The organism is Pseudomonas sp. BBP2017 (assembly GCF_003024385.1).
GTDB lineage: Bacteria > Pseudomonadota > Gammaproteobacteria > Pseudomonadales > Pseudomonadaceae > Aquipseudomonas.
In genome coordinates this window covers 162,102-183,328 of record NZ_PVZN01000007.1, presented here as the reverse complement: position 1 = coordinate 183,328, position 21,227 = coordinate 162,102, and the positions used below count along the sequence as shown (strand labels likewise).

Sequence of the window (21,227 nt, the reverse complement as noted above, 5' to 3'; positions counted from 1 at the left end):
AACGTTAAGCACACTCAACTGTTACCAACAGCCACCCTCGCTGAACAGTCCCGCGCACCAAAATCTCTTCGCTGCTTGTTTTCACGCACCAATCTGGGGCGCGCTCAGGCGTTTTTCTTTTCCTGAATCACAATAAACGGCGAAACCACCACCGCCCAGATCTCTGGATCGCGGCTCTGAAGGTCTAGCGCCTGCTCGGCAGACACAGGGCCTACCGCGCCAGCATTGCGCCATGCAGCGAAGGTTTCACTGCGGTTCTCGGCCATTGCCTGCGCAACTTCGATCAGGTCCAGAGCCGCGTCGACCCAAATCAGGTCACCTTTGGCCCAAAAACGCTCCAGGGCTTTCCACTCGATTACTGCGGTCTCGCCGAGCAGTTTGGCATAGAGGGTGCTTGGTTGATCAGTCATGGGTTCCTGCCAGAAATAATTCGACTACTGTAAGAGGTCGGTATTTTTGCAGAAAAACCCGGTTTCAAATAAGTAATTGATCGAAAAGGACTTGAAAGCGAAGGATTGCCGCGCGGATCAGGGCAAGGCCAAGCCGCTTTCTTGTAAGTTTCTGTCAAAAAAGCGACACGCGCCGAATTTGCCCCAGCTGGCCTGCTTTTCAAGCGACAAAGCAGCGCTCTACACTGTACCGGTACAGTTGCCAGGGCAAAATCGGAGCATTACGGTCCTCCAGCGCTGGCCGCAGGACTATAAAAATTACAACAGAATGAGTGGAGCACTATGAGTAAGGCTACTAAGCAGATTTCCAAGCTGTTTGCCGCAATGGTTCTGGCCGGGGTTGCCAGCCATTCGTTTGCAGCCGATACCATCAAGATCGGCATCGCCGGCCCGAAAACCGGCCCGGTTACTCAGTACGGCGACATGCAGTTCGTCGGTGCAAAGCAGGCGATCAAAGACATCAACGCCAAGGGCGGCGTCGACGGCAAGATGCTTGAAGCCAAAGAATACGACGATGCCTGCGACCCTAAACAGGCCGTAGCCGTAGCCAACAAAGTGGTCAACGATGGCGTCAAATACGTAATCGGCCACCTGTGCTCCAGCTCCACTCAGCCCGCCTCCGACATCTATGAAGACGAAGGCGTGATCATGATTACCCCGGCGGCCACCAGCCCGGACATCACCACCCGTGGCTACAAACTGGTCTTCCGCACCATTGGCCTGGACAGCGCCCAGGGCCCGGCTGCCGGCAACTACATTGCCGACCACGTCAAACCGAAAGTAGTTGCTGTTCTGCACGACAAACAGCAATACGGTGAAGGCATCGCCACCGCGGTCAAGCAAACCCTGGAAGGCAAAGGCACCAAAGTTGCCGTCTTCGAAGGCCTGAACGCCGGTGACAAGGACTTCTCCTCGATCATCCAGAAGCTCAAGCAAGCCAATGTCGACTTCGTCTACTACGGCGGCTACCACCCAGAGCTGGGCCTGATCCTGCGTCAAGCCCAGGAAAAAGGCCTGAAAGCCAAGTTCATGGGCCCAGAAGGTGTCGGCAACGACTCCATCTCGCAAATCGCCCAGAACGCCTCCGAAGGCCTGCTGGTAACCCTGCCTAAGTCCTTCGATGCCGATCCTGCGAACAAGGCAATCGTTGACGCCATCAAGGCCGATGGCAAAGACCCGAGCGGTCCGTTCGTGTTCCCAGCGTACTCCGCTGTCACGCTGATCGCCGAAGGCATCAAGGCCGCCAAGTCCGAAGACACCGACAAGGTAGCTGCGGCCATCCACGCCGGCACCTTCAAGACCCCGACCGGCGACCTGTCGTACGACGACAAGGGCGACCTGAAAGACTTCAAATTCGTGGTCTACGAATGGCATTTCGGCAAACCTAAAACCGAAGTTTCCCCTCAGTAATCGCGTCTGACTACATGACTACAAGCCCACTGTGCGAGCAGTGGGCTTTGTTTTACGAGGTTCATGGGCCTGATTCCCGCGATCCGGGAGCAGGTTCACCTGAAAATCTTAAAACCGTCACCAGCGGTTCGCTGGCAGTGCCTGTGTCGAAGTGGCCTATAGACCACAAGACCGCGCCGGGCTCACCCCCACCAGTGAAATGCGTATCAGGTTTTTAGGAGCGCTGTAATGCCTGAGATCTATCACTTCTTCCAACAGCTGGTTAATGGTCTGACCATTGGCAGCACCTATGCCTTGATAGCCATTGGCTACACAATGGTTTACGGCATCATTGGAATGATCAACTTCGCCCATGGCGAGGTCTACATGATTGGTTCCTACGTGGCCTTCATTGCCCTTGCCGGGCTGGCCATGATGGGGGTCGATTCACTGCCGGTATTGATGACCGTCGCCTTCGTCGCCACGATCTTCGTAACCAGTGCCTATGGCTACAGTATCGAACGGGTCGCCTACCGCCCCTTGCGTAACAGCAACCGGTTGATCCCGCTGATTTCTGCCATCGGTATGTCGATTTTCCTGCAGAACACCGTATTGCTATCCCAGGACTCCAAGGACAAGTCCATCCCCAACCTGATCCCGGGGAGTATCTCCTTCGGCCCAGGCGGCGCAGAGGAAGTGCTGATCTCTTACATGCAGATCCTGGTCTTCATCGTCACCCTGGTGGCCATGACCGGTTTGACCCTGTTCATCTCCCGTTCTCGCCTGGGCCGTGCCTGCCGCGCCTGCGCCGAAGACATCAAGATGGCCAACCTGCTGGGTATCAACACCAACAACATCATTGCCCTGACCTTCGTTATCGGTGCCGCCCTGGCAGCCGTAGCGGCGGTACTGCTGAGCATGCAGTACGGTGTGATCAACCCCAACGCCGGATTCCTGGTAGGCCTGAAGGCCTTCACCGCGGCGGTACTGGGCGGCATCGGCAGTATTCCGGGCGCCATGCTCGGCGGGCTGGTGCTGGGGGTGGCTGAAGCCTTTGGCGCCGACATCTTTGGCGACCAGTACAAGGACGTGGTGGCCTTCGGTCTTTTGGTTCTGGTGCTGTTGTTCCGTCCGACCGGCATTCTCGGCCGTCCGGAGGTTGAAAAAGTATGAACAAAAATCTCAAACAGGCGTTTTTCAGTGCCTTGCTGGTTTGGGCCGTCGCCTTCCCGGTGCTTGGCCTGAAACTCAGCATCGACGGCATCAACCTGATCGTCCACAGCCAAGGCCCCTTCACCCTCACGGTCATCGCCGTGTGTTCGGTGCTGATGTTCCTGCGCGTGTTGTTCGACAAGCAGTGGAGTGCGGTCACCAGCCGCCGCTCGGAGCGCAAGTTGATTTCGCCGGCTGTAAGCAACTTCCTGACCCTGCCCAAGACCCAACGCTGGGTGGTCATGGGCCTGATCGTGGTTGCCCTGGTCTGGCCGTTCTTCGGCTCACGCGGCGCGGTCGACATTGCCACCCTGATCCTGATCTACGTGTTGCTGGGCCTGGGCCTGAACATCGTGGTCGGTCTGGCTGGCCTGCTCGACCTGGGTTATGTCGGCTTCTACGCCGTCGGTGCCTACACTTATGCCCTGCTATCGCACTACTTCGGCCTGAGCTTCTGGATCTGCCTGCCGCTTGCCGGCCTGATGGCGGCAACCTTCGGCTTCCTGCTCGGCTTCCCGGTATTGCGTCTGCGCGGTGACTACCTGGCCATCGTGACCCTGGGTTTCGGCGAGATCATCCGTCTGTTCCTGCGTAACCTCACCGGTTTGACCGGCGGTCCGAACGGCATCAGCAACATCGAGAAGCCGACCTTCTTCGGCCTGACCTTTGAACGCAAAGCCGCCGAAGGCCTGCAGACCTTCCATGAGTTCTTCGGTCTGCAGTACAACTCGATCAACAAGGTGATTTTCCTCTACCTGGTCGCCCTGCTGCTGGCCCTGCTGGCGCTGTTCGTGATCAACCGTCTGCTGCGTATGCCGATCGGGCGTGCCTGGGAAGCGCTGCGTGAAGACGAGATCGCCTGCCGTGCCCTGGGCCTGAACCCGACGGTGATCAAGCTGTCGGCCTTCACCCTCGGTGCCTGCTTCGCCGGTTTCGCCGGTAGCTTCTTCGCCGCACGCCAGGGCCTGGTGACGCCGGAGTCGTTCACCTTCATCGAGTCGGCCATCATCCTCGCCATCGTGGTATTGGGCGGTATGGGTTCGCAACTGGGCGTGATTCTCGCGGCCATTGTGATGATCCTGCTGCCCGAACTGATGCGTGAGTTCAGCGAGTACCGCATGTTGATGTTCGGTGCGCTGATGGTGTTGATGATGATCTGGCGTCCGCAAGGCTTGCTGCCTATGCAACGTCCTCATATGGAGCTGCGTCGATGAGCCGCGAAATTCTGCAAGTCAGCGGCCTGAGCATGCGCTTCGGCGGCTTGTTGGCGGTCAATGGCGTGGCCCTGACCGTCAAGGAAAAACAGGTCGTGGCGTTGATCGGCCCCAACGGTGCCGGCAAGACCACGGTGTTCAACTGCCTGACCGGTTTCTACAAGCCCAGTGGCGGCACTATCTTGCTCGATGGTCAACCGATCCAGGGCCTGGCCGGTCACGAGATCGCCCGCAAGGGCGTGGTGCGGACCTTCCAGAACGTGCGCCTGTTCAAGGAAATGACCGCGCTGGAAAACCTGCTGATCGCCCAGCACCGGCACCTGAATACCAACTTCTTCGCCGGCCTGCTCAAGACCCCGTCCTTCCGCCGCAGTGAGCACGAAGCGAAAGAGTACGCACGGTACTGGCTGGAGAAGGTCAACCTGTTCGAGTTCGCCAACCGTCCCGCCGGCACGCTTGCCTACGGCCAGCAACGTCGCCTTGAAATCGCCCGCTGCATGATGACCCGTCCACGGATCATCATGCTCGACGAACCGGCAGCCGGCCTGAACCCGAAAGAGACCGAAGACCTCAAGGCGCTGATCAGCCTGTTGCGCGAAGAGCACAACGTCACAGTGCTGCTGATCGAGCACGACATGAAGCTGGTGATGAGCATCTCCGACCACATCGTCGTGATCAACCAGGGCACCCCCCTGGCCGACGGTACGCCGGACCAGATCCGCGACAACCCTGATGTGATCAAAGCCTACCTGGGGGAAGCGTAAATGCTGCAGTTCGAAAACGTTTCCACGTTCTACGGCAAGATCCAGGCGCTGCACAGCGTCAACGTCGAGATCCGCCAGGGCGAGATCGTCACCCTGATCGGCGCCAACGGCGCAGGCAAGTCGACCTTGCTGATGACCCTGTGCGGTTCGCCCCAGGCTCACAGCGGCAGCATCAAGTACCTAGGTGAAGAGCTGGTAGGCCAGCCCTCCTCGCACATCATGCGCAAGAGCATTGCCGTGGTCCCTGAAGGTCGCCGGGTGTTCGCCCGCCTGACCGTAGAAGAGAACCTGGCCATGGGCGGCTTCTTCACCAACAAGGGCGACTATCAGGAGCAGATGGACAAAGTCCTGCAACTGTTCCCACGCTTGAAGGAACGCTTTACTCAGCGTGGCGGCACCATGTCCGGTGGCGAGCAGCAGATGCTTGCGATCGGCCGGGCGCTGATGAGCAAGCCCAAGCTGCTGTTGCTGGACGAACCGTCGCTGGGCCTGGCACCGATCATCATTCAGCAGATCTTCGACATCATCGAGCAACTGCGGCGTGATGGCGTAACGGTGTTCCTGGTCGAACAGAACGCCAACCAGGCACTGAAAGTCGCCGACCGTGCCTATGTGCTGGAAAACGGCCGGGTGGTGATGCAGGGCACCGGCGAAGCCCTGCTGACCGATCCCAAAGTGCGTGACGCCTACCTGGGCGGTTGACCTGCTGCAACGCAAACGAAAAAAGGCCTACGGGCCTTTTTTCTTGCCCGCTGTAACGCCTTCCGGGCACCGGACTCTAGTGCAGCAGGTGAGCCACAGCCAGTGGCACTCGCCCCTCTAACCTACTGGAGTCCCACCATGAACAAATCCATCAGCGCCGCCGCCCTCATCCTCAGCCTCGGTTCGAACCTGGCCATCCTGCCGGTCGTACACGCTGCCCAAGACATGAAAATGGACAAGGAAACCAGCATGGAAAAGGACATGAAAATGGACAAGAGCATGTCCGGCGACAAGATGGACATGAGCAAAGACAAGATGAGCAAGGACGACAAGATGATGAAAGGTGAAAAACACGACGACAAGATGTAATCCCTACAGCATCTGCAACGCCTGGCTGCTGCGCTTGAACCAGCGCAGCAGGTAGTCGGCAAGCACCTGGACCCTTCTGGGCATTCTGCCCTGATAGGGATGCACCAGAAACAACGGCACACTGCGGGTGTGGTAGTCACGCAGCAACCACTGCAAACGGCCGTCGGCAAGTTCCGCATGCACCATGTATGAAGGCAGTCTGGAGATGCCAGCACCGAGCAACGCAGCTTTTTTCAGCAGGCTGTAGTGATTGCTGGCAAAACTGCCGGCGACCTGCACCCGCAGCAGTTCATGCTGGTGGTGATACAACCATTCTTCCCGCCCGCTGTAGTGGCTGTTGAGCAAACAACAATGACCGCTTAACTCAGTCGGCGTGCGCGGTTCGCCATGACGCTGCAGATAAGCAGGGCTGGCGCAGGTCAGTTCCTGCATGGCCAACAGGGGGCGCGCAACCAATCGTGCATCATCCTGGACCTCGGTGCGGATCGCCAGATCGAAGCCGTCCGCCAACAGATCCCGGTATCCATTGTTCAGCTCCAGTTCCACCTGCAGATCCGGATAGTCGACTGCAAACTCCAGCAGCAAGCCTTCGAAGAAGGTCTCGCCCAGCGACACCGGTACCGTGAGGCGCACCGGGCCAGCCAGTTCGTCCTTGAGCATGGCCAAGGTCTGACGCGCCCCCTCCATTTGCCGTACCAATGCCTGGGCCTGGGGCAACAACATGGCACCCGCCGCAGTCAAGCTCAGGCGCCGCGTGGTGCGGTGCAGCAGCTTTACCGAATGACTGGCCTCCAAGGCACTGATGCGCTTGGACAGCTGGCCCTTGCTCCACCCCAGTTGCTGAGCGGCAAGGGTAAAGCTGCCGACATCCATCAGTACGGCGAAGGCCGCCAGATCATCCAGGTCGCTCATTGATTGTTTCCATATGAAAACCAAAGGTTGCCTATTAGCACGCTTATCTACAGAAAAATCCACCCTAGACTTGAGCCTTGTCCCCAACAACCTGCGAGGAACGGTTCAATGAAAATTCTGTTGATCGGCGCCAACGGCACCATTGGTTCGGCGGTGGCCAAAGAGCTGGAACAACGTCATGAGGTGGTGCGTATCGGCCGCAGCAGCGGTGACTACCGGGTGGATATCAGCGACAGCGCTTCGATTCGCCGCCTGTTCGAACAGACCGGACGCTTCGATGCACTGGTCTGCGCGGCCGGTAACGTCACCTTCGCAGCATTGGACGAGATGACCGAAGAGCACTTTGCCCTGGGTCTGAACGACAAGCTCATGGGCCAGGTCAATCTGCTGCTGATCGGCCAAGATTTCATCAACGACGGCGGCTCTTTCACCTTCACCACCGGCATCACCAGCCATGACCCGATCCGTACCGGCACCTCGGCCAGCCTGGTCAACGGCGCCATTGATGCCTTCGTCAAGGCGGCGGCTATCGAGTTACCCCGTGGTTTGCGGGTCAACTCGATCAGCCCCAACGTACTGGTCGAAGCCATGCCGGCCTACGCCCCGTATTTCCGTGGCTTCAAGCCCGTACCGGGGGCTGAGGTGGCGCTGGCCTATGCCAAGAGCGTCGAGGGCCTGCAAACCGGCCAGACCTATCATGTCGGTTGAGGCCTTGTGATCGGCGGCCAGCCTGCGTAACGTGGCGGCACCTTTCGGTAGAGACCCTGGAGTTTGCTTGATGCGTGCCGCCCCTTCATTGTTGCTTGTCGCCCTGTTGCCGCTGTTTGCCGGCTGCCAGATGCTGGCGGAAAAACCGCAGACAACCTCTAGCGCAGGCATGACCCGGATGCAGGGCGAATTGACTGCCCAAGGCGGCCAGCTGCTGTTCAAGCCTTGTACAGAAAATCGCCACTTTGCCGTCTTCGATAGCGGCAACACCGGCCTGCTGCAGGAAGCCGCTGCCCTGGCCAGCGAACCGGGCACGCTGTTCGCGGATGTCAGCGGTAACCTGTCCGCCAGCCAGAAAGCCGGTAACGACGGGCAATTGAATGTTCAGCGCTTGTACCGGGTCGAGAACTCCAGCAGGGCCTGCAGCGATCCCAACTTCAAGCGCCTGACCGTGCGTGCACACGGCAACGAACCAGATTGGGACCTCAAAGCCAGCGGTAAGGGCATGGTCCTGACGCGTCCGGGCGTACCGGAACTGGCCGTGCCGTTTCTGGAAGAACAATTGCCCGATGGTCGTTTCAGCCTCAGCACCGAGGCCAACGGCCAGCGCGTTGATCTCTGGGTCGCTCCGCAACGCTGTGTCGACAGCATGAGCGGCGCTGTCAGCCACCTGAGCGCCGAGCTGCGGGTCAACGGCCAGACCCTGCGCGGTTGCGCCTACTACGGCGGCTCACGCAACGACTGATCATCGGCGCCTGCGTTAATCCTGCCTGCAAAGGCGGCGAACAGCTTATACTTGGCGGTTTGTGTAAAGCCGCCGGCCGTTCATGGCCGGGATACTGGACCCTGCCATGTTACGAATCACCGAACTGAAGCTGCCGCTGGATCACCCTGATGAAGCCCTGCGCGAGGCCATCGTGCAACGCCTGGGCATCAGCGACGACCAGTTGCTGGACTTCACCCTGTTCAAGCGCAGCTATGATGCCCGCAAGAAGAACAGCGAAATGCTGTTCATCTATACCATCGACCTGAACGTCAGCAACGAAGCCGAGCTGCTGCACAAGTTCGCCGACGACCACAACGTCAACGTCGCGCCGGATGTCAGTTACAAGGTGGTCGGCCAGGCCCCTGCCGACCTGCAAGAGCGTCCCATCGTGGTCGGCTTCGGTCCATGCGGGATTTTCGCCGGCCTGCTGCTGGCGCAGATGGGCTTCAAGCCGATCATTCTCGAACGCGGCAAGGAAGTGCGTCAGCGTACCAAGGACACCTGGGGCCTGTGGCGCAAAAGCGTGCTCAACCCCGAGTCGAACGTACAGTTCGGTGAAGGTGGCGCCGGTACCTTCTCCGACGGCAAGCTCTACAGCCAGATCAAGGATCCGCAGCACCACGGTCGTAAGGTGTTGCACGAGTTCGTCAAAGCTGGCGCGCCGGAGGAAATCCTCTACGTCAGCAAACCGCACATCGGCACCTTCCGCCTGACCGGCATGGTCGAGAACATGCGACACGAGATCCATGCTCTGGGTGGTGAAGTACGCTTCGAACAGAAAGTCACCGACCTGTTGATGGACGATGGCCAGCTCAACGGCGTGGTGTTGCAGAGCGGTGAACAGCTGCACTCGCGTCATGTGGTTCTGGCCCTGGGCCATAGCGCCCGTGACACCTTCCGCATGCTGCATGCCCGCGGCGTGTTCATGGAAGCCAAACCGTTCTCCATCGGTTTCCGTATCGAACACCCGCAGTCGCTGATTGACCAGGCACGCCTGGGCAAATATGCCGGACACCCGAAACTGGGTGCGGCGGACTACAAACTGGTGCACCATGCCAAGAACGGTCGTTCGGTCTACAGCTTCTGCATGTGCCCGGGTGGCACTGTGGTCGCGGCCACCAGCGAGCCGGGCCGGGTTGTCACCAATGGCATGAGCCAGTACTCGCGTAACGAGCGCAATGCCAACTCGGGCATCGTCGTCGGCATCACCCCGGAGCAGGATTATCCGGGAGGTCCACTGGCAGGTATCGAGTTACAGGAACAACTTGAAGCTCATGCTTACGTGCTTGGTGGCAGCAACTACCAGGCACCGGCACAGCTGGTGGGTGACTTTGTCGCCGGCAGACCATCCACCGCCCTGGGCAGTGTCGAGCCGTCCTACAAACCCGGCGTCAATCTTGGCGACCTGGCCCCGAGCCTGCCTGACTTCGCCATCGAAGCCATTCGTGAAGCCTTGCCGGCCTTCGATCGCCAGATCAAGGGTTACAACCTGCATGACGCGGTGTTGACCGGTATCGAAACCCGCACCTCATCGCCGCTGCGTATCACCCGCGATGCCAGTATGCAGAGCCTGAACCTCAAGGGCCTGTTCCCGGCGGGTGAAGGTGCAGGTTATGCCGGCGGGATTCTGTCGGCGGGTGTCGACGGGATTCGCATTGCCGAAGCGGTGGCTCGCAGCATGTTGGGCTTGGAAGGCTGATAGAGCAATCGCGGGGCAAACCCGCTCCCACAGTGTGGGAGCGGGTTTGCCCCGCGATGCGCTTCAGATCCCTGCGCGCAATACCGTCTCAGGCAACGCCTCACCCCGTTCCACACAGGCTGTCACTGCCGCGATCAGCCCCGGCAACTGATACCCCTGCCCCGCCAGCCAATCCTGGTCGTAATAGGTGGTCGCATAGCGATCGCCACCATCACACAGAATCGCCACGATCGATCCCGCCTCCCGCGCCGCTTGCATCTGCCGTGCCGCCATCAGCGCGCCGATCAAGTTAGTGCCACTCGATCCCCCTACCCGACGCCCCAGGCGTTCGGCCAGGTAATGCATGGCCGCCAGGGACAGTGCATCGGGTACTTTGATCATGGCGTCGATCACCTGTGGCAGGAACGACGCCTCTACCCGTGGCCGGCCAATGCCCTCGATCCGCGATCCACAATCGAGCAACAACGAACGGTCGCCACTGGTATAGCTGTCAAAAAATACCGAGCGCTCGGCATCGGCACACAGCACCCGGGTGGCATGCTGGCGATAGCGAACATAACGCCCAAGGGTTGCGGTCGTGCCGCCAGTGCCCGGACTCGAGATCAGCCAGCTAGGCTCTGGATGCCGCTCGAAACGCATCTGGGTGAAGATCGATTCGGCAATATTGTTGTTGGCGCGCCAGTCGGTGGCGCGCTCGGCATAGGTGAACTGGTCCATGAAGTGACCACCGGTTTCCCGCGCCAGACGCTCGGACTCTGCGTAGAGCTGCGTCGGGTCATCCACCAGATGACTGCGGCCACCATAGAAGGCGATCTGCGCAATCTTTTCCTGGGAAGTACTGGCAGGTACCACGGCGATGAAGGGCAGACCGAGCAAGCGCGCGAAGTAGGCTTCGGAGATTGCCGTCGAGCCGCTGGAGGCTTCGATCACCGGCGCCCCTGGCCGTAACCAGCCATTGCACAGGGCATAGAGAAACAGCGAGCGGGCCAGGCGATGTTTGAGGCTGCCTGTAGGGTGGCTGGATTCGTCCTTGAAGTACAGCTCGACCTCGGGAAAGCCCGGCAAGGGCAGCGGGATCAGGTGAGTGTCGGCACTGCGCTGGAAGTCCGCCTCGATGATACGGATTGCTTCACGTGCCCACTGGCGGTGATCGTTCATGGTCCGGTTCCGAAAAATATCGATATACAAGGGACCATGTTAGGAAAGTCCCTACATCTCCAACAGATACAGCCGGGCAAAATATTCCTGCCCAACTGCTAGGCTGCCCTAGGCAGATTAGTCACAGCTTATAACAAAAAAGAATATAGTTTTTGTTTTAATGCATATCTTCTCAGGGTAGGGTGTGCCCCTATCGGAATCCTCAGGATGGAGAGCGCCCTTGCTGCGTAGTACCTTCACACGTTTCTTTAAGCTGGAAGCGGCCAGCGGTCTATTGCTGATTGCCGCAGCCGCCCTGGCCCTGATCATCAACAACTCGTCGTTGTCGTACCTGTACAACGGCCTGCTGGAAGTGCCAGTGGTCGCCCAGATTGGCGCGCTGAAAATTGCCAAACCCCTGCTGCTGTGGATCAACGACGGCCTGATGGCCCTGTTCTTCCTGCTGATTGGCCTTGAGGTCAAGCGCGAGATAATCGACGGGCATTTGTCCAAACCCTCGCAGATTGTCTTGCCAGGTGCTGCTGCCATCGGCGGCATGGTGGTACCGGCGCTGATCTACTGGTTCCTGAACAAGGACGACCCCGCCGCCGTTGCCGGCTGGGCCATCCCCATGGCCACCGACATCGCCTTTGCCCTGGGCGTATTGGCGCTGCTGGGCAAGCGCGTGCCGGTGTCACTCAAGTTGTTCCTGATGACTCTGGCGATCATTGATGACCTGGGTGCAATCATCGTTATTGCGCTGTTCTACTCGGGCGAGCTATCGAGCCTGTCGCTGATGCTGGCCGGCGCCTGCTTGCTGGCGCTGATCGCGATGAATCGGCTCGGGGTGGTCAAACTCGGGCCGTACATGGTGATCGGCTTGATCCTCTGGGTCTGCGTACTCAAGAGCGGTGTCCATGCCACCCTCGCCGGGGTCACCCTGGCCCTGTGCATTCCATTGCGTACACGCAACGCTGAACCTTCTCCGCTGCTGACGCTGGAGCATGCCCTGCATCCCTGGGTGGCTTACGGCATCCTGCCGTTGTTCGCGTTCGCCAACGCCGGGGTTTCGCTGGCCGGGGTCAGCCTGGAAAGCTTCACCCACTACGTGCCCATGGGGATTGCCATCGGCTTGTTGCTGGGCAAGACCGTAGGAGTGTTCGGCCTCACCTGGATCGCGGTCAAGCTGGGCATGGCCACCTTGCCTGGCGGGGCAAACTGGGGCCAGGTGCTGGGGGTGGCCATCCTTTGCGGCATCGGCTTTACCATGAGCCTGTTCGTCGGCTCGCTGGCCTTTGTTCCGGGCAGCAGCGAGTACGCCGGCATGGACCGTATGGGTATTCTTACCGGGTCCATCCTCGCCGCCCTGATCGGCTACGGCGTCACTGCACTGGCGAGCCGCAAGGCCGCCACCGCCTGACCCGGCCCAGGCAATAAAAAACCCCGACTGGCACTGCCGAGTCGGGGTTTTCTTTTATAGGTGAAGTATCAGTGGCTGACCCGGCTGGTACCGTCGACAGTCATGATCCGGACACGCTCACCAACGCGGAAAATCTCGTTTTCCTGGACTGCCTGTACATAGGCACGCATGCTGCCATCGTCTTCACGCACGGTGATCTCTACGCCCTGGGTACGGGTCAGGCCTTCTTCAGCGGCAGAACCCGCCAGACCACCGGCCACGGCACCAATGACCGCGGCAACAATGCTGCCACGTCCACCGCCGATGGCACTACCCGCTACACCACCGACAATGGCGCCAGCACCACCACCGATAGGCGTTTTGGTGCCTTCGATTTTCACCGGCCGCAGCGATTCGATGGTCCCCATGCGCACGGTTTGCACACGGCGAGCTTCATCGCGCGAGTAGGAGTCACCGGTCAGGCTCGAGGCACAACCGGTGAGCAGCAGCGACATAGTGGTGAAGCTGGCAACCAGCAAAACAGATTTACGCATAGGACGACCTCCATAAGACAGGTGTTCATTAGACTCCGCGCATTGACGACTGTCACGACCGATGCGGGGTAAAATTGCTTCCATTCAGCTTCCATACAGCCTGTGTCACCGATGCAGCCTGAAAACCTTTAGCGCAAGGATAGACATGGATTACTTCATCGTCGTCATCACGACTCTGGCAGGCCTGTATTTTCACTGGTGGCTGTACGTGCGCATCCGCCGCTGGGTGGACCGCGACCTGGCGCTGTCAATGGCGGGTACGGACGAAGGCAAGAAAGCCTACATGCTTGAATGCCTGGACAACGCCAAGGCACAGAAGATCAAACGCGCCGAGCTGGCGACCTGGCTGGAACGCGAGGCCGCCGCTTACCGCGCCGATTAGGGCGCCAGGCGCTCGCGCAGCCAGTTGCCTTGTTGCAGGCGGTAGTTGAGACGGTCGTGCAGGCGGCTGGCACGCCCTTGCCAGAACTCGATACGCTCTGGCAGCAAACGGTAACCGCCCCAGTGTTCCGGACAATGCGGCTGGGTATCGCTGAATCGCTGTTCGGTGGCCTTGACCAACCCTTCAAGCTCCGCGCGATCAGCAATTACCCGGCTCTGCGGCGAAGCCCAGGCCCCCAGGCGGCTGCCCAACGGGCGCACCTGGTAATACTCGTCCGACTCTGCCGGCGTGACCTTGACCACCTTGCCTTCGATCCGCACCTGACGTTCCAGGGCCGGCCAGAAGAACGTCATGGCCGCGAACGGATTGGCCTGCAGCTGCTGGCCCTTGGCGCTGTCATAGTTGGTGAAGAAGGTAAAACCCTGATCATCCAAACCTTTGAGCAGCAGGATCCGGCAATGCGGATGGCCATCGGCGTCTACCGTCGCCAGGGTCATGGCGTTGGCTTCCACCGGCGGCTGTTCGGTTTTCACCGCGTCGTCGAACCATTGGCGAAACAACGCGAACGGCTGGTCCGGGGCCTGGGCTTCCGCCAGGCCATCACGGGTGTAATCGCGGCGCATATCGGCCAGGGTCTTGGTCATTGCTGCGTTCCTTGACGATCAGTTGGTCTTCGCAGGGCTGGTGTTGGTGGCCACTTTCTTGGCAGCAGGCGCAGGCTTTTTAGCTGCGGGTTTGGCTGCAGGGGCTTTTTTCTTGGCCGCTGTGGTTTTCGCCGGAGCGGCTTTTTTACTGGTACTGGCTTTTTTCACCGGGGCCTTGGCAGCAGACTTTACCGCCGCCTTGACCGGCGCCTTGGCATCCTGCACCGCTACCAGCTCGGCCGGGCTCGGTGTCGGCTGCTTGTACTTGGCAAGCAGGGCGACCATGGTGTTTTGCGGGGTCAGAACCAGCTCCACCCGACGATTCAGGGCACGGCCTTGCAGGCTGTCGTTGGCTGCACGCGGCATTTGCGAACCCATGCCACGCAGCATCAGGCGATCACGTTCCAGCCCACTGAGGCGGAAGATCGCTGCCACCGACTGGGCACGCTCCTGGCTGAGCTTCTGGTTACCGGCGGCGGCACCGCTGGTATCGGCATGGCCCAGGACCAAAACAGCTGTCTGCTTGTCAGTTTCAATCGCTTTGGCCACACGGGTGATGGGGCCGAGGGTGACCGGCAGCAGCATGGCCGGACGATCCGGGTTGTAGGCGCTGTCCACCGGTACGGTGACGACCAGCACGTCTTCACGACGCTCCAGTTCGAACTTGCTGTCCTTGATCGCTTCACGCAGGCGCGGTTCGTAACTGTCCAGCCAGGCTTGGGTGGCCTTGTGGTCAATCTTCGGCACGGCCGCAACTTTGGCCTTGTCGCTGTCACTGAACGGCCACCACCAGCGGCTGCTGCTCTCGGACTTGGCATTGGCTTTGGCGACTTTCTCGACAACCACTTCCTTCACTTCCTGGTTGGCCACCTTGTCCGAGCCGAAGGGCCACCAGTCGATGCCACTGTCGGCCGCCCCTTTCTGGGAGTGCTGTGCGCAACCGGTCATGGCCAGGCACAGGGCGATAGCTAAGGTTTTATGTGAAGACATCAGTGATACACCATGAAAATGAGAGAAATTCCGCCCAATTGCGCTAGTCGTTGGAATCCAGAATAGACAAAGGGTTCAGGTAACATCGGGGTCAGCCGATCAAAGGCAGGTTGCCAGGACCCGCACCAGCTTCTGGGCTCGCGGGTCCATCAACACATAAGGGCCCAGGGTATTGGTGACAAAACCAAAGGCCACATCGTACTCCGGATCGGCAAAGCCGACAGATCCTCCGGCGCCCGGATGACCAAAAGCCTTGCTGCCCAGGCCAAAGGTGGCATTGGCCACGCTCGGTTGGTCGAGCATGCAACCCAGGCCAAACCGGGTCTGGGTCAGCAACGTCTTGTCCTGGCCCAGGCTGTGCTCACGGGTAAGCTCATCGAGCAGCTCCGACTCCAGCAGGCTGCCATCGAGCACACCGGCATAAAAACCGGCCAGGCTCCGGGCATTGCCATGGCCATTGGCCGCCGGCTGCTGCATCCGCCGCCACTCCGGCTTGTTGGTACTGGTGAGCATCCCTGGAGGATTGGTAAACGCGCGAGTGGACAGCGCCTGAGGCTCACGCATGGTCACCTGAAGCAGGCGCTGGGCGGCCTCGTCCCCCATATTGCCCTTGCCTCGGGCGATATGCGCGACCCGGTAAAACTGATCGTCAGCCATACCGATGTGAAAATCCAGCCCCAGGGGGCGGGCAGTACGGGCAACGATCGACTCGCCAGGGCTGCGACCGTCGGCACGTCGAATCAACTCACCGATCAACCATCCATAGGTGATAGCCGCATAGCCATGTGCCGTGCCGGGTGTCCACCAGGGCGCTTCGCCAGCCAGCGCCTGGACCATGGTTTGCCAGTCGTAAAAAGCCTCTGCGGGCATCAACTCGCGAAGTGCGGGCACCCCGGCGCGGTGGCTGAGCAACTGGCGCAGGGTAATTGCCTGCTTGTCAGCCTGGGCAAATTCCGGCCAATAACGTGTGACGGGGACATCCAGGGCCAACTTGCCCTCACCCACCAGTTGCAAGGCGGTCACGGCGGTGAACATCTTGGTACAGGAGAACAGGTTGGCGATGGTATCGCTGTGCCAGGCCTCGGTACCGTCCTTGTCGGCGGTACCGGACCAGAGGTCAACCACAGTCTCTCCGCCGACCTGAATACACAGCGCCGCACCACGCTCCTGAGGATCGTCGAACAGCGCTGCAAAGGCCTCGCGCACGGCTTCGAACTTAAGCTCGTAATGACCCTGAATCTGCACTCAGCCGCTCCCCGCACTTACTGCTATCGAAAATGGCGTGCATTGTTTCAGCCTGCGACGGTTTTGGGAACAGACAGCGGTCAGGCTGTCATCCAGCGGCCCGACGCAATTATCCTGCGCCTGGCCGCCACACCTTGGTTACTGGGCTGTTGAGGTCTTTTCGCTGACAAGTGTCTTGCCGATCTGTTCCTGTGCTTGCAGATTGCTCTTACGCACACTGTCGACAAACCCCTGGAATGGCACGTCGGTAATACCCACCAGCCCGAAGTGACCGTTCTCGCCATCGAGCAAGCGACCGCTGGCAGGCTGGTCCAGGTACTGGAACCAGTGCACGCCGACAATCGATGGCTCAGCCAGCGCTGCCTTGACGAAAGCGGCATAGGCCGGGCCGCGTCCTTCTTCCTTGGCCACTTCCATCGGCCCCGACCAGAACGGCCCGCGGTCACGTGAGCCGAACTGGAACTCCGACACCAGCACCGGCTTGTCCAAGGCAGTGAGCTGACTGAAGTCGTAACCGTCCTGGGGTTTGGGCGTATAGAAGTTGAAACTCAGGACATCACAGAACTCGGCACAGGCCGCCACTGCTTCAGGGGTGCTGACAGCGTAACGGCCGCCCAGCAACAAGTGATTGGGTGCATGCCACTTGAGCGAATCCGCGATGGTCTTGAAGTAGGTTTCGGCAAAGACCTTCTGGAAGTACTTGAAGTCGGCTTCGATCTCCGGATGTTCCGCACTTGGCAGCGGCGGCTCGAATCCAGGATCTTCCATCAACTCCCAGGCGGGCAGATCGATCCCCCAGGCTTTGGACAGCCCGGCCTGGTTGCGGTATTTGTCGCGCAACTGCTTGAGGAACGCACGCTTGGCCGGCACGTCTGTGGTCTGGCGCAAGGTGCCATAAGCCAGGGCGTAACGGGCCTTGGGGTCATTCCCCGGGGCAGCCCAGGCCAGTTCATTGTCAGCAAAATAGCCGATCAGCCAGGGATCGTCACGATGGTCACGGGCAGCGATGGCCACGGCCCGCTCGGTGGCCATGGCAAAGCGCGGGTCGAACGGGTCGGGCATTCGCCCCCACCAGTCCATCCCTGTACTGATGCTGGTGTAGTCGCCGACGATCGACAACGGCAAGGTGTAAGGCAGGCGGTTGGCCTGTCCCAAAGCAGGTTCACTCCAGTTACCCAGGGTATTGAAGCCCCAGGCCTGCAGACGGTCGAGGGTGTGCCCCTGCCAACGCTGCAAATCGACAACGGCTGTCGGGCACTCCACTGCCACGGTGGTGTCGCTCGCAGCAACCGGAGTGCAGGGTTTGCCATGGCTACGCTCAAGGTTGGCGGCGTAGAAGTCGAACCAGCGCCCCTGATTGAAATGACGACCGCTGGACGAGCCGTTACCGTCGTTATTGTTGCCCTCGCCATAGAACTGCGCCAGTGGCTCGCCCGCTTGCGGCAACGTGGTAAACATCGACTCGCGCCCGGCTACGTAGGTGCGACCACCGTCGATTGCCACGGTGTTGACGCCCAACGAGTAGAACGGATGGCCTTCAGGGGTGACCAGATACCAGCGCCCGTCACGTTTCTCGGTACGGAAAAAGCCCTTGGCCTCGAAACCCAGGCCCGTGGTCACACCACCGAACTTGTCGCGCGGCAACTTACTGCGCTCAACCAACCAGCCCTTGAGCTGCTGCTGTTCACGGGTCGCGGCAGCCTTGAGCTGATCATCACTGACTATCTTTTCAGGCCAGCGGCCACGTGTAGATTGACCATAGCCATCGATCAAACCGGTATACACGGCCTTTTGCAGCTGGTCGTCATCCTGGATGCCAATGCGTTCAATCAACAGACTCTGGGCGACATCGGGCTTGTTCATCGACAAGGTCACCGACACCACCTGCTTCAGGTCCAGCGCCCCGCGGCTGCTGGTCAACACCCAACGCTGGCCTTCATGCATCCAGGGCATCGGTGGCCCGGCACGCATGCCCTGGCTCAGTGGCGAGCTGGCCGTGAGTGGCACCAGCACCGTCTGTGCCGGCCCTGCAGGCAGGTCGATATGGCTGGTGAGGGTCTTGCCGTCACTGCTTAATACCGTGACATCCACGGTCAACGGCCAGTCCATGCCGCTTTGCAAGCGCAAGGTCATGGCCGTGGCCGCCGACCAGTCCCAGGCACCGGTTTGCGGGCTCAGCCGCAGACTGGGGTGTTGTACCGGGTTGAACACCACACGACGCAAGACCTCGCCTTCGGCCGTCTGCTCTGCATTGTATTGCGGCAAACTGGCATCTTCGGTCACCACGTTGACCACGGCGGTCGGGCGCACGAAGCTGAACAGCGTCTGTTGCCCGGCAAGCAGCGGGGTGCTGAACAACAGTGCGAAGACAGCAGGCAAGGTACGGCGAATCATAGGGCTGGCGCTCTCCTTGAGGGCCCTTGCGGGCCTTGAATGAGACATAGACAACACCCCGGAGCATTGATCCCCGGGAGTCAGGAAATTTCCCGTCGAAACGGCGGCAAGGCATTGAGAATAGCCTTACCGTAGCGCTGGGTGACCACACGGCGATCCAGCAGGGTGATGGTGCCGCGGTCCTCTTCGGTACGCAGCAGGCGGCCGCAGGCCTGGATCAGGCGCAGCGAAGCGTCTGGCACCGCGATTTCCATGAACGGGTTACCGCCGCGCGCTTCGATCCATTCGGCCAGTGCCGCCTCGACCGGATCATCCGGTACCGCGAAGGGGATCTTGGCGATTACCACGTGCTCACAATAGGCACCCGGCAAGTCGACGCCTTCGGCAAAGCTCGCCAGGCCGAACAGGACACTGGAATCACCGCCATCGACGCGCGCCTTGTGTTTGTTCAGGGTCTCCTGCTTGGACAGGTTGCCCTGGATGAACACCTGCTTGCGCCAGTCGCGATCCAGGCCATCGAACACGTCCTGCATCTGTTTGCGCGAAGAGAACAGCACCAGCGAACCACGCGACCCCTCAACCAGCTCCGGCAGATCACGAATGATCGCTGCTGTGTGTGCTGCGGCATCCCGGGGGTCGGCGCGCAGGTCCGGCACCCGTAGCACACCGGCATCGACATGATGGAAAGGGCTGGGCACGACACAGGTGAGCGCATCCTTGGGCAAACCGGCGCGCATGCGGAAGCGATCGAACTTGCCCAGTGCGGTCAGGGTTGCCGAGGTAACCAGCGCACCATGGGCAACGTTCCACAGATTGCGCCGCAGCATTTCAGCCGCGAGGATCGGGCTGGCGTTGACCTCGATGTCGAACAACGCGCCGCTCTCGGCCAGGGTCAGCCAGCGCGCCATGGGCGGGCTGTCTTCCGGGTCTTCAGCGGTGAAAGCGGTCCACAGTTCCCAGTTGCCCTGGGCGCGCATCAACAGGCTGCCGAACAAGGGGTACCACTCTTCGGCCTGATGGCTGGCAATACCGATATTGACCTCGGCATCCATACCTTCTTTAAGCAATTCGGTCAGACGGGTGAACAGATCGGTCAGGCGTGAGAAGCCCTTCTTCAACTCGATCCCCATCTCGCGCATGTGCTCAGGCACCACGCCGCCTTCGAAGCGGTGACGCGGCCGCTCGCGGCCTTCCATGTCTTCACCGGGACGGAAATCGGCCACCTGCTCACAGGCGCTGAACATGAACTGTTGCTGGGCCTTGATCTCCCGCGCCAGCTCCGGCACCTGCTCGATCAGCTTGCCCAGGTCGCCCGGCAAAGGATGCTGGGCCAACAGTTTGGTCAGGTTCTTGGCCGTTTGCTCAAGCCAGTCAGCGGTGGAGCGCAGGCGGGTGTAGTGCGCAAAATGGCCGATGGCCTTGTCGGGCAGGTGATGGCCTTCGTCGAAGACATAGATGGTGTCGCGCGGATCAGGCAACACCGCACCTCCGCCCAGAGCCAGGTCGGCCAGGACCATATCGTGGTTGGTGACGATGACATCGACCTTACCCATGCCCTCACGGGCCTTGTAGAAGGTGCACTGGCCAAAGTTCGGGCAATGACGACCGGTACATTGGCTATGGTCGGTGGTCAAGCGTGCCCAGTCCTGGTCTTCCAGGGCCTGGGGCCAGCTGTCACGGTCGCCGTCCCAACGGTTGCCGGCAAGCTTCTCGATCATGCTGGTGAACAGTTTCTGGCTGGCTTCGTCGACCTCGATCTTGAAGCCCTCCTCCTCGAACAACTGCGCGGTGGCCGATTGTGCGTGGCCTTCCTGCAGCAACAGGTCGAGCTTGGACAGGCACAAATAGCGACCACGCCCTTTGGCCAGGGCGAAGCTGAAGTTCAGGCCGCTGTTGCGCATCAGGTCGGGCAGGTCCTTGAAGACGATCTGCTCCTGCAGGGCTACCGTTGCGGTGGCGATCACCAGACGCTTGCCAGCGGCCTTGGCAGCGGGGATCGAGGCCAGGCTATAGGCAACCGTCTTGCCGGTACCGGTACCAGCCTCGACCGCCACTACGGCAGGCTCACCGGCGCGTCGGCCTTCATCATCGCAGTCGATATCGCCAAGCACCTTGGCCACTTCGGCGATCATCAGGCGCTGGCCGTAGCGAGGCTTGAGGCTCTTGGCTTCGAGAAAACGCGAATAGGCGCCCTGAATCGTGGTTTTGAGTTCGTTGCTGATCATGGTGTCGGGGCGCCCGAAGGGCTGGATAAATTTTCAGTGTTTCGATTGGGTCGCTATCATACCCCGCTATTGC

20 protein-coding genes are annotated in these 21,227 nt (G+C 60.2%); 11 read left to right on the top strand and 9 right to left on the bottom strand.

Going from position 1 to position 21,227, the window contains the following annotated elements:
• Window positions 1–104: 104 nt before the first annotated feature.
• A complete protein-coding gene (locus C6382_RS11830) occupies window positions 105–410 on the bottom strand; it encodes a DUF2288 domain-containing protein (RefSeq protein WP_107024661.1) in 306 nt (101 codons plus the stop codon).
• Between the two features lie 321 nt (window positions 411–731).
• Here C6382_RS11830 and C6382_RS11825 point away from each other — a divergent pair, with 321 nt between their 5' ends.
• From C6382_RS11825 to C6382_RS11795, 6 genes are all read left to right on the top strand, one after another.
• Window positions 732–1,859 (top strand): branched-chain amino acid ABC transporter substrate-binding protein, encoded by a 1,128-nt coding sequence (locus C6382_RS11825; RefSeq protein WP_107024660.1) that lies wholly within the window; start codon window positions 732–734, stop codon window positions 1,857–1,859.
• Between the two features lie 228 nt (window positions 1,860–2,087).
• The gene (livH, locus tag C6382_RS11815; protein ID WP_107024659.1) at window positions 2,088–3,011 is read left to right on the top strand and encodes a high-affinity branched-chain amino acid ABC transporter permease LivH; all 924 of its coding nucleotides are present in this window, start codon (window positions 2,088–2,090) and stop codon (window positions 3,009–3,011) included.
• Complete coding sequence (locus C6382_RS11810; protein ID WP_107024658.1) at window positions 3,008–4,264, top strand: high-affinity branched-chain amino acid ABC transporter permease LivM; 1,257 nt, start codon at window positions 3,008–3,010, stop codon at window positions 4,262–4,264. The genes livH and C6382_RS11810 overlap by 4 nt, the downstream gene beginning before the upstream one ends.
• Window positions 4,261–5,028, top strand: a complete 768-nt coding sequence (gene livG / locus C6382_RS11805) for a high-affinity branched-chain amino acid ABC transporter ATP-binding protein LivG (protein ID WP_107024657.1) — start codon at window positions 4,261–4,263, stop codon at window positions 5,026–5,028. Before C6382_RS11810 ends, livG begins: the two co-directional genes overlap by 4 nt.
• Window positions 5,029–5,730, top strand: coding sequence for an ABC transporter ATP-binding protein (locus C6382_RS11800; protein ID WP_107024656.1), 702 nt, complete (start codon window positions 5,029–5,031; stop codon window positions 5,728–5,730).
• A 138-nt stretch (window positions 5,731–5,868) separates the two neighbouring features.
• Window positions 5,869–6,099 (top strand): hypothetical protein, encoded by a 231-nt coding sequence (locus C6382_RS11795; RefSeq protein ID WP_107024655.1) that lies wholly within the window; start codon window positions 5,869–5,871, stop codon window positions 6,097–6,099.
• 3 nt (window positions 6,100–6,102) lie between these two features.
• Here C6382_RS11795 and C6382_RS11790 read toward each other — a convergent pair whose 3' ends face one another.
• Window positions 6,103–7,011: a LysR family transcriptional regulator gene (locus tag C6382_RS11790; protein ID WP_107024654.1), complete on the bottom strand. Its 909-nt coding sequence runs from the start codon at window positions 7,009–7,011 to the stop codon at window positions 6,103–6,105.
• A 108-nt stretch (window positions 7,012–7,119) separates the two neighbouring features.
• Between C6382_RS11790 and C6382_RS11785 the strand changes: the two genes are divergently transcribed.
• From C6382_RS11785 to C6382_RS11775, 3 genes are all read left to right on the top strand, one after another.
• Window positions 7,120–7,719, top strand: a complete 600-nt coding sequence (locus tag C6382_RS11785; RefSeq protein WP_107024653.1) for a short chain dehydrogenase — start codon at window positions 7,120–7,122, stop codon at window positions 7,717–7,719.
• A 70-nt stretch (window positions 7,720–7,789) separates the two neighbouring features.
• Window positions 7,790–8,464 carry a COG3650 family protein gene (locus tag C6382_RS11780; RefSeq protein ID WP_107024652.1) on the top strand — a complete coding sequence of 225 codons (675 nt, stop codon included), beginning with the start codon at window positions 7,790–7,792 and terminating at the stop codon, window positions 8,462–8,464.
• A 106-nt stretch (window positions 8,465–8,570) separates the two neighbouring features.
• Window positions 8,571–10,184: an NAD(P)/FAD-dependent oxidoreductase gene (locus C6382_RS11775; protein WP_107024651.1), complete on the top strand. Its 1,614-nt coding sequence runs from the start codon at window positions 8,571–8,573 to the stop codon at window positions 10,182–10,184.
• A gap of 63 nt (window positions 10,185–10,247) precedes the next feature.
• On the opposite strand, the gene C6382_RS11770 is transcribed toward C6382_RS11775, so the two are convergent.
• On the bottom strand, window positions 10,248–11,342 hold the full coding sequence (locus tag C6382_RS11770) for a PLP-dependent cysteine synthase family protein (protein ID WP_107024650.1): 1,095 nt from the start codon (window positions 11,340–11,342) through the stop codon (window positions 10,248–10,250).
• 220 nt (window positions 11,343–11,562) lie between these two features.
• On the opposite strand from C6382_RS11770, the gene nhaA reads away from it, so the two are divergent.
• Complete coding sequence (gene nhaA, locus C6382_RS11765; RefSeq protein WP_107024649.1) at window positions 11,563–12,741, top strand: Na+/H+ antiporter NhaA; 1,179 nt, start codon at window positions 11,563–11,565, stop codon at window positions 12,739–12,741.
• 68 nt (window positions 12,742–12,809) lie between these two features.
• On the opposite strand, the gene C6382_RS11760 is transcribed toward nhaA, so the two are convergent.
• Complete coding sequence (locus C6382_RS11760; RefSeq protein WP_107024648.1) at window positions 12,810–13,274, bottom strand: glycine zipper 2TM domain-containing protein; 465 nt, start codon at window positions 13,272–13,274, stop codon at window positions 12,810–12,812.
• Between the two features lie 145 nt (window positions 13,275–13,419).
• Here C6382_RS11760 and C6382_RS11755 point away from each other — a divergent pair, with 145 nt between their 5' ends.
• Window positions 13,420–13,656, top strand: coding sequence for a hypothetical protein (locus C6382_RS11755; RefSeq protein WP_107024647.1), 237 nt, complete (start codon window positions 13,420–13,422; stop codon window positions 13,654–13,656).
• Here C6382_RS11755 and pdxH read toward each other — a convergent pair.
• From pdxH to dinG, 5 genes are all read right to left on the bottom strand, one after another.
• On the bottom strand, window positions 13,653–14,300 hold the full coding sequence (gene pdxH / locus C6382_RS11750; protein WP_107024646.1) for a pyridoxamine 5'-phosphate oxidase: 648 nt from the start codon (window positions 14,298–14,300) through the stop codon (window positions 13,653–13,655). The two genes, C6382_RS11755 and pdxH, sit on opposite strands and share 4 nt — an antisense overlap.
• 18 nt (window positions 14,301–14,318) lie before the next feature.
• Entirely contained in the window at window positions 14,319–15,290 is a 972-nt protein-coding gene (locus C6382_RS11745; protein WP_107024645.1) for an OmpA family protein, read from the bottom strand.
• A gap of 99 nt (window positions 15,291–15,389) precedes the next feature.
• Complete coding sequence (locus C6382_RS11740; RefSeq protein WP_107024644.1) at window positions 15,390–16,535, bottom strand: serine hydrolase domain-containing protein; 1,146 nt, start codon at window positions 16,533–16,535, stop codon at window positions 15,390–15,392.
• Between the two features lie 138 nt (window positions 16,536–16,673).
• On the bottom strand, window positions 16,674–18,929 hold the full coding sequence (locus tag C6382_RS11735; RefSeq protein WP_107024643.1) for a beta-agarase: 2,256 nt from the start codon (window positions 18,927–18,929) through the stop codon (window positions 16,674–16,676).
• Window positions 18,930–19,009: 80 nt separating this feature from the next.
• On the bottom strand, window positions 19,010–21,154 hold the full coding sequence (gene dinG, locus C6382_RS11730; protein WP_107024642.1) for an ATP-dependent DNA helicase DinG: 2,145 nt from the start codon (window positions 21,152–21,154) through the stop codon (window positions 19,010–19,012).
• Window positions 21,155–21,227: the final 73 nt, after the last annotated feature.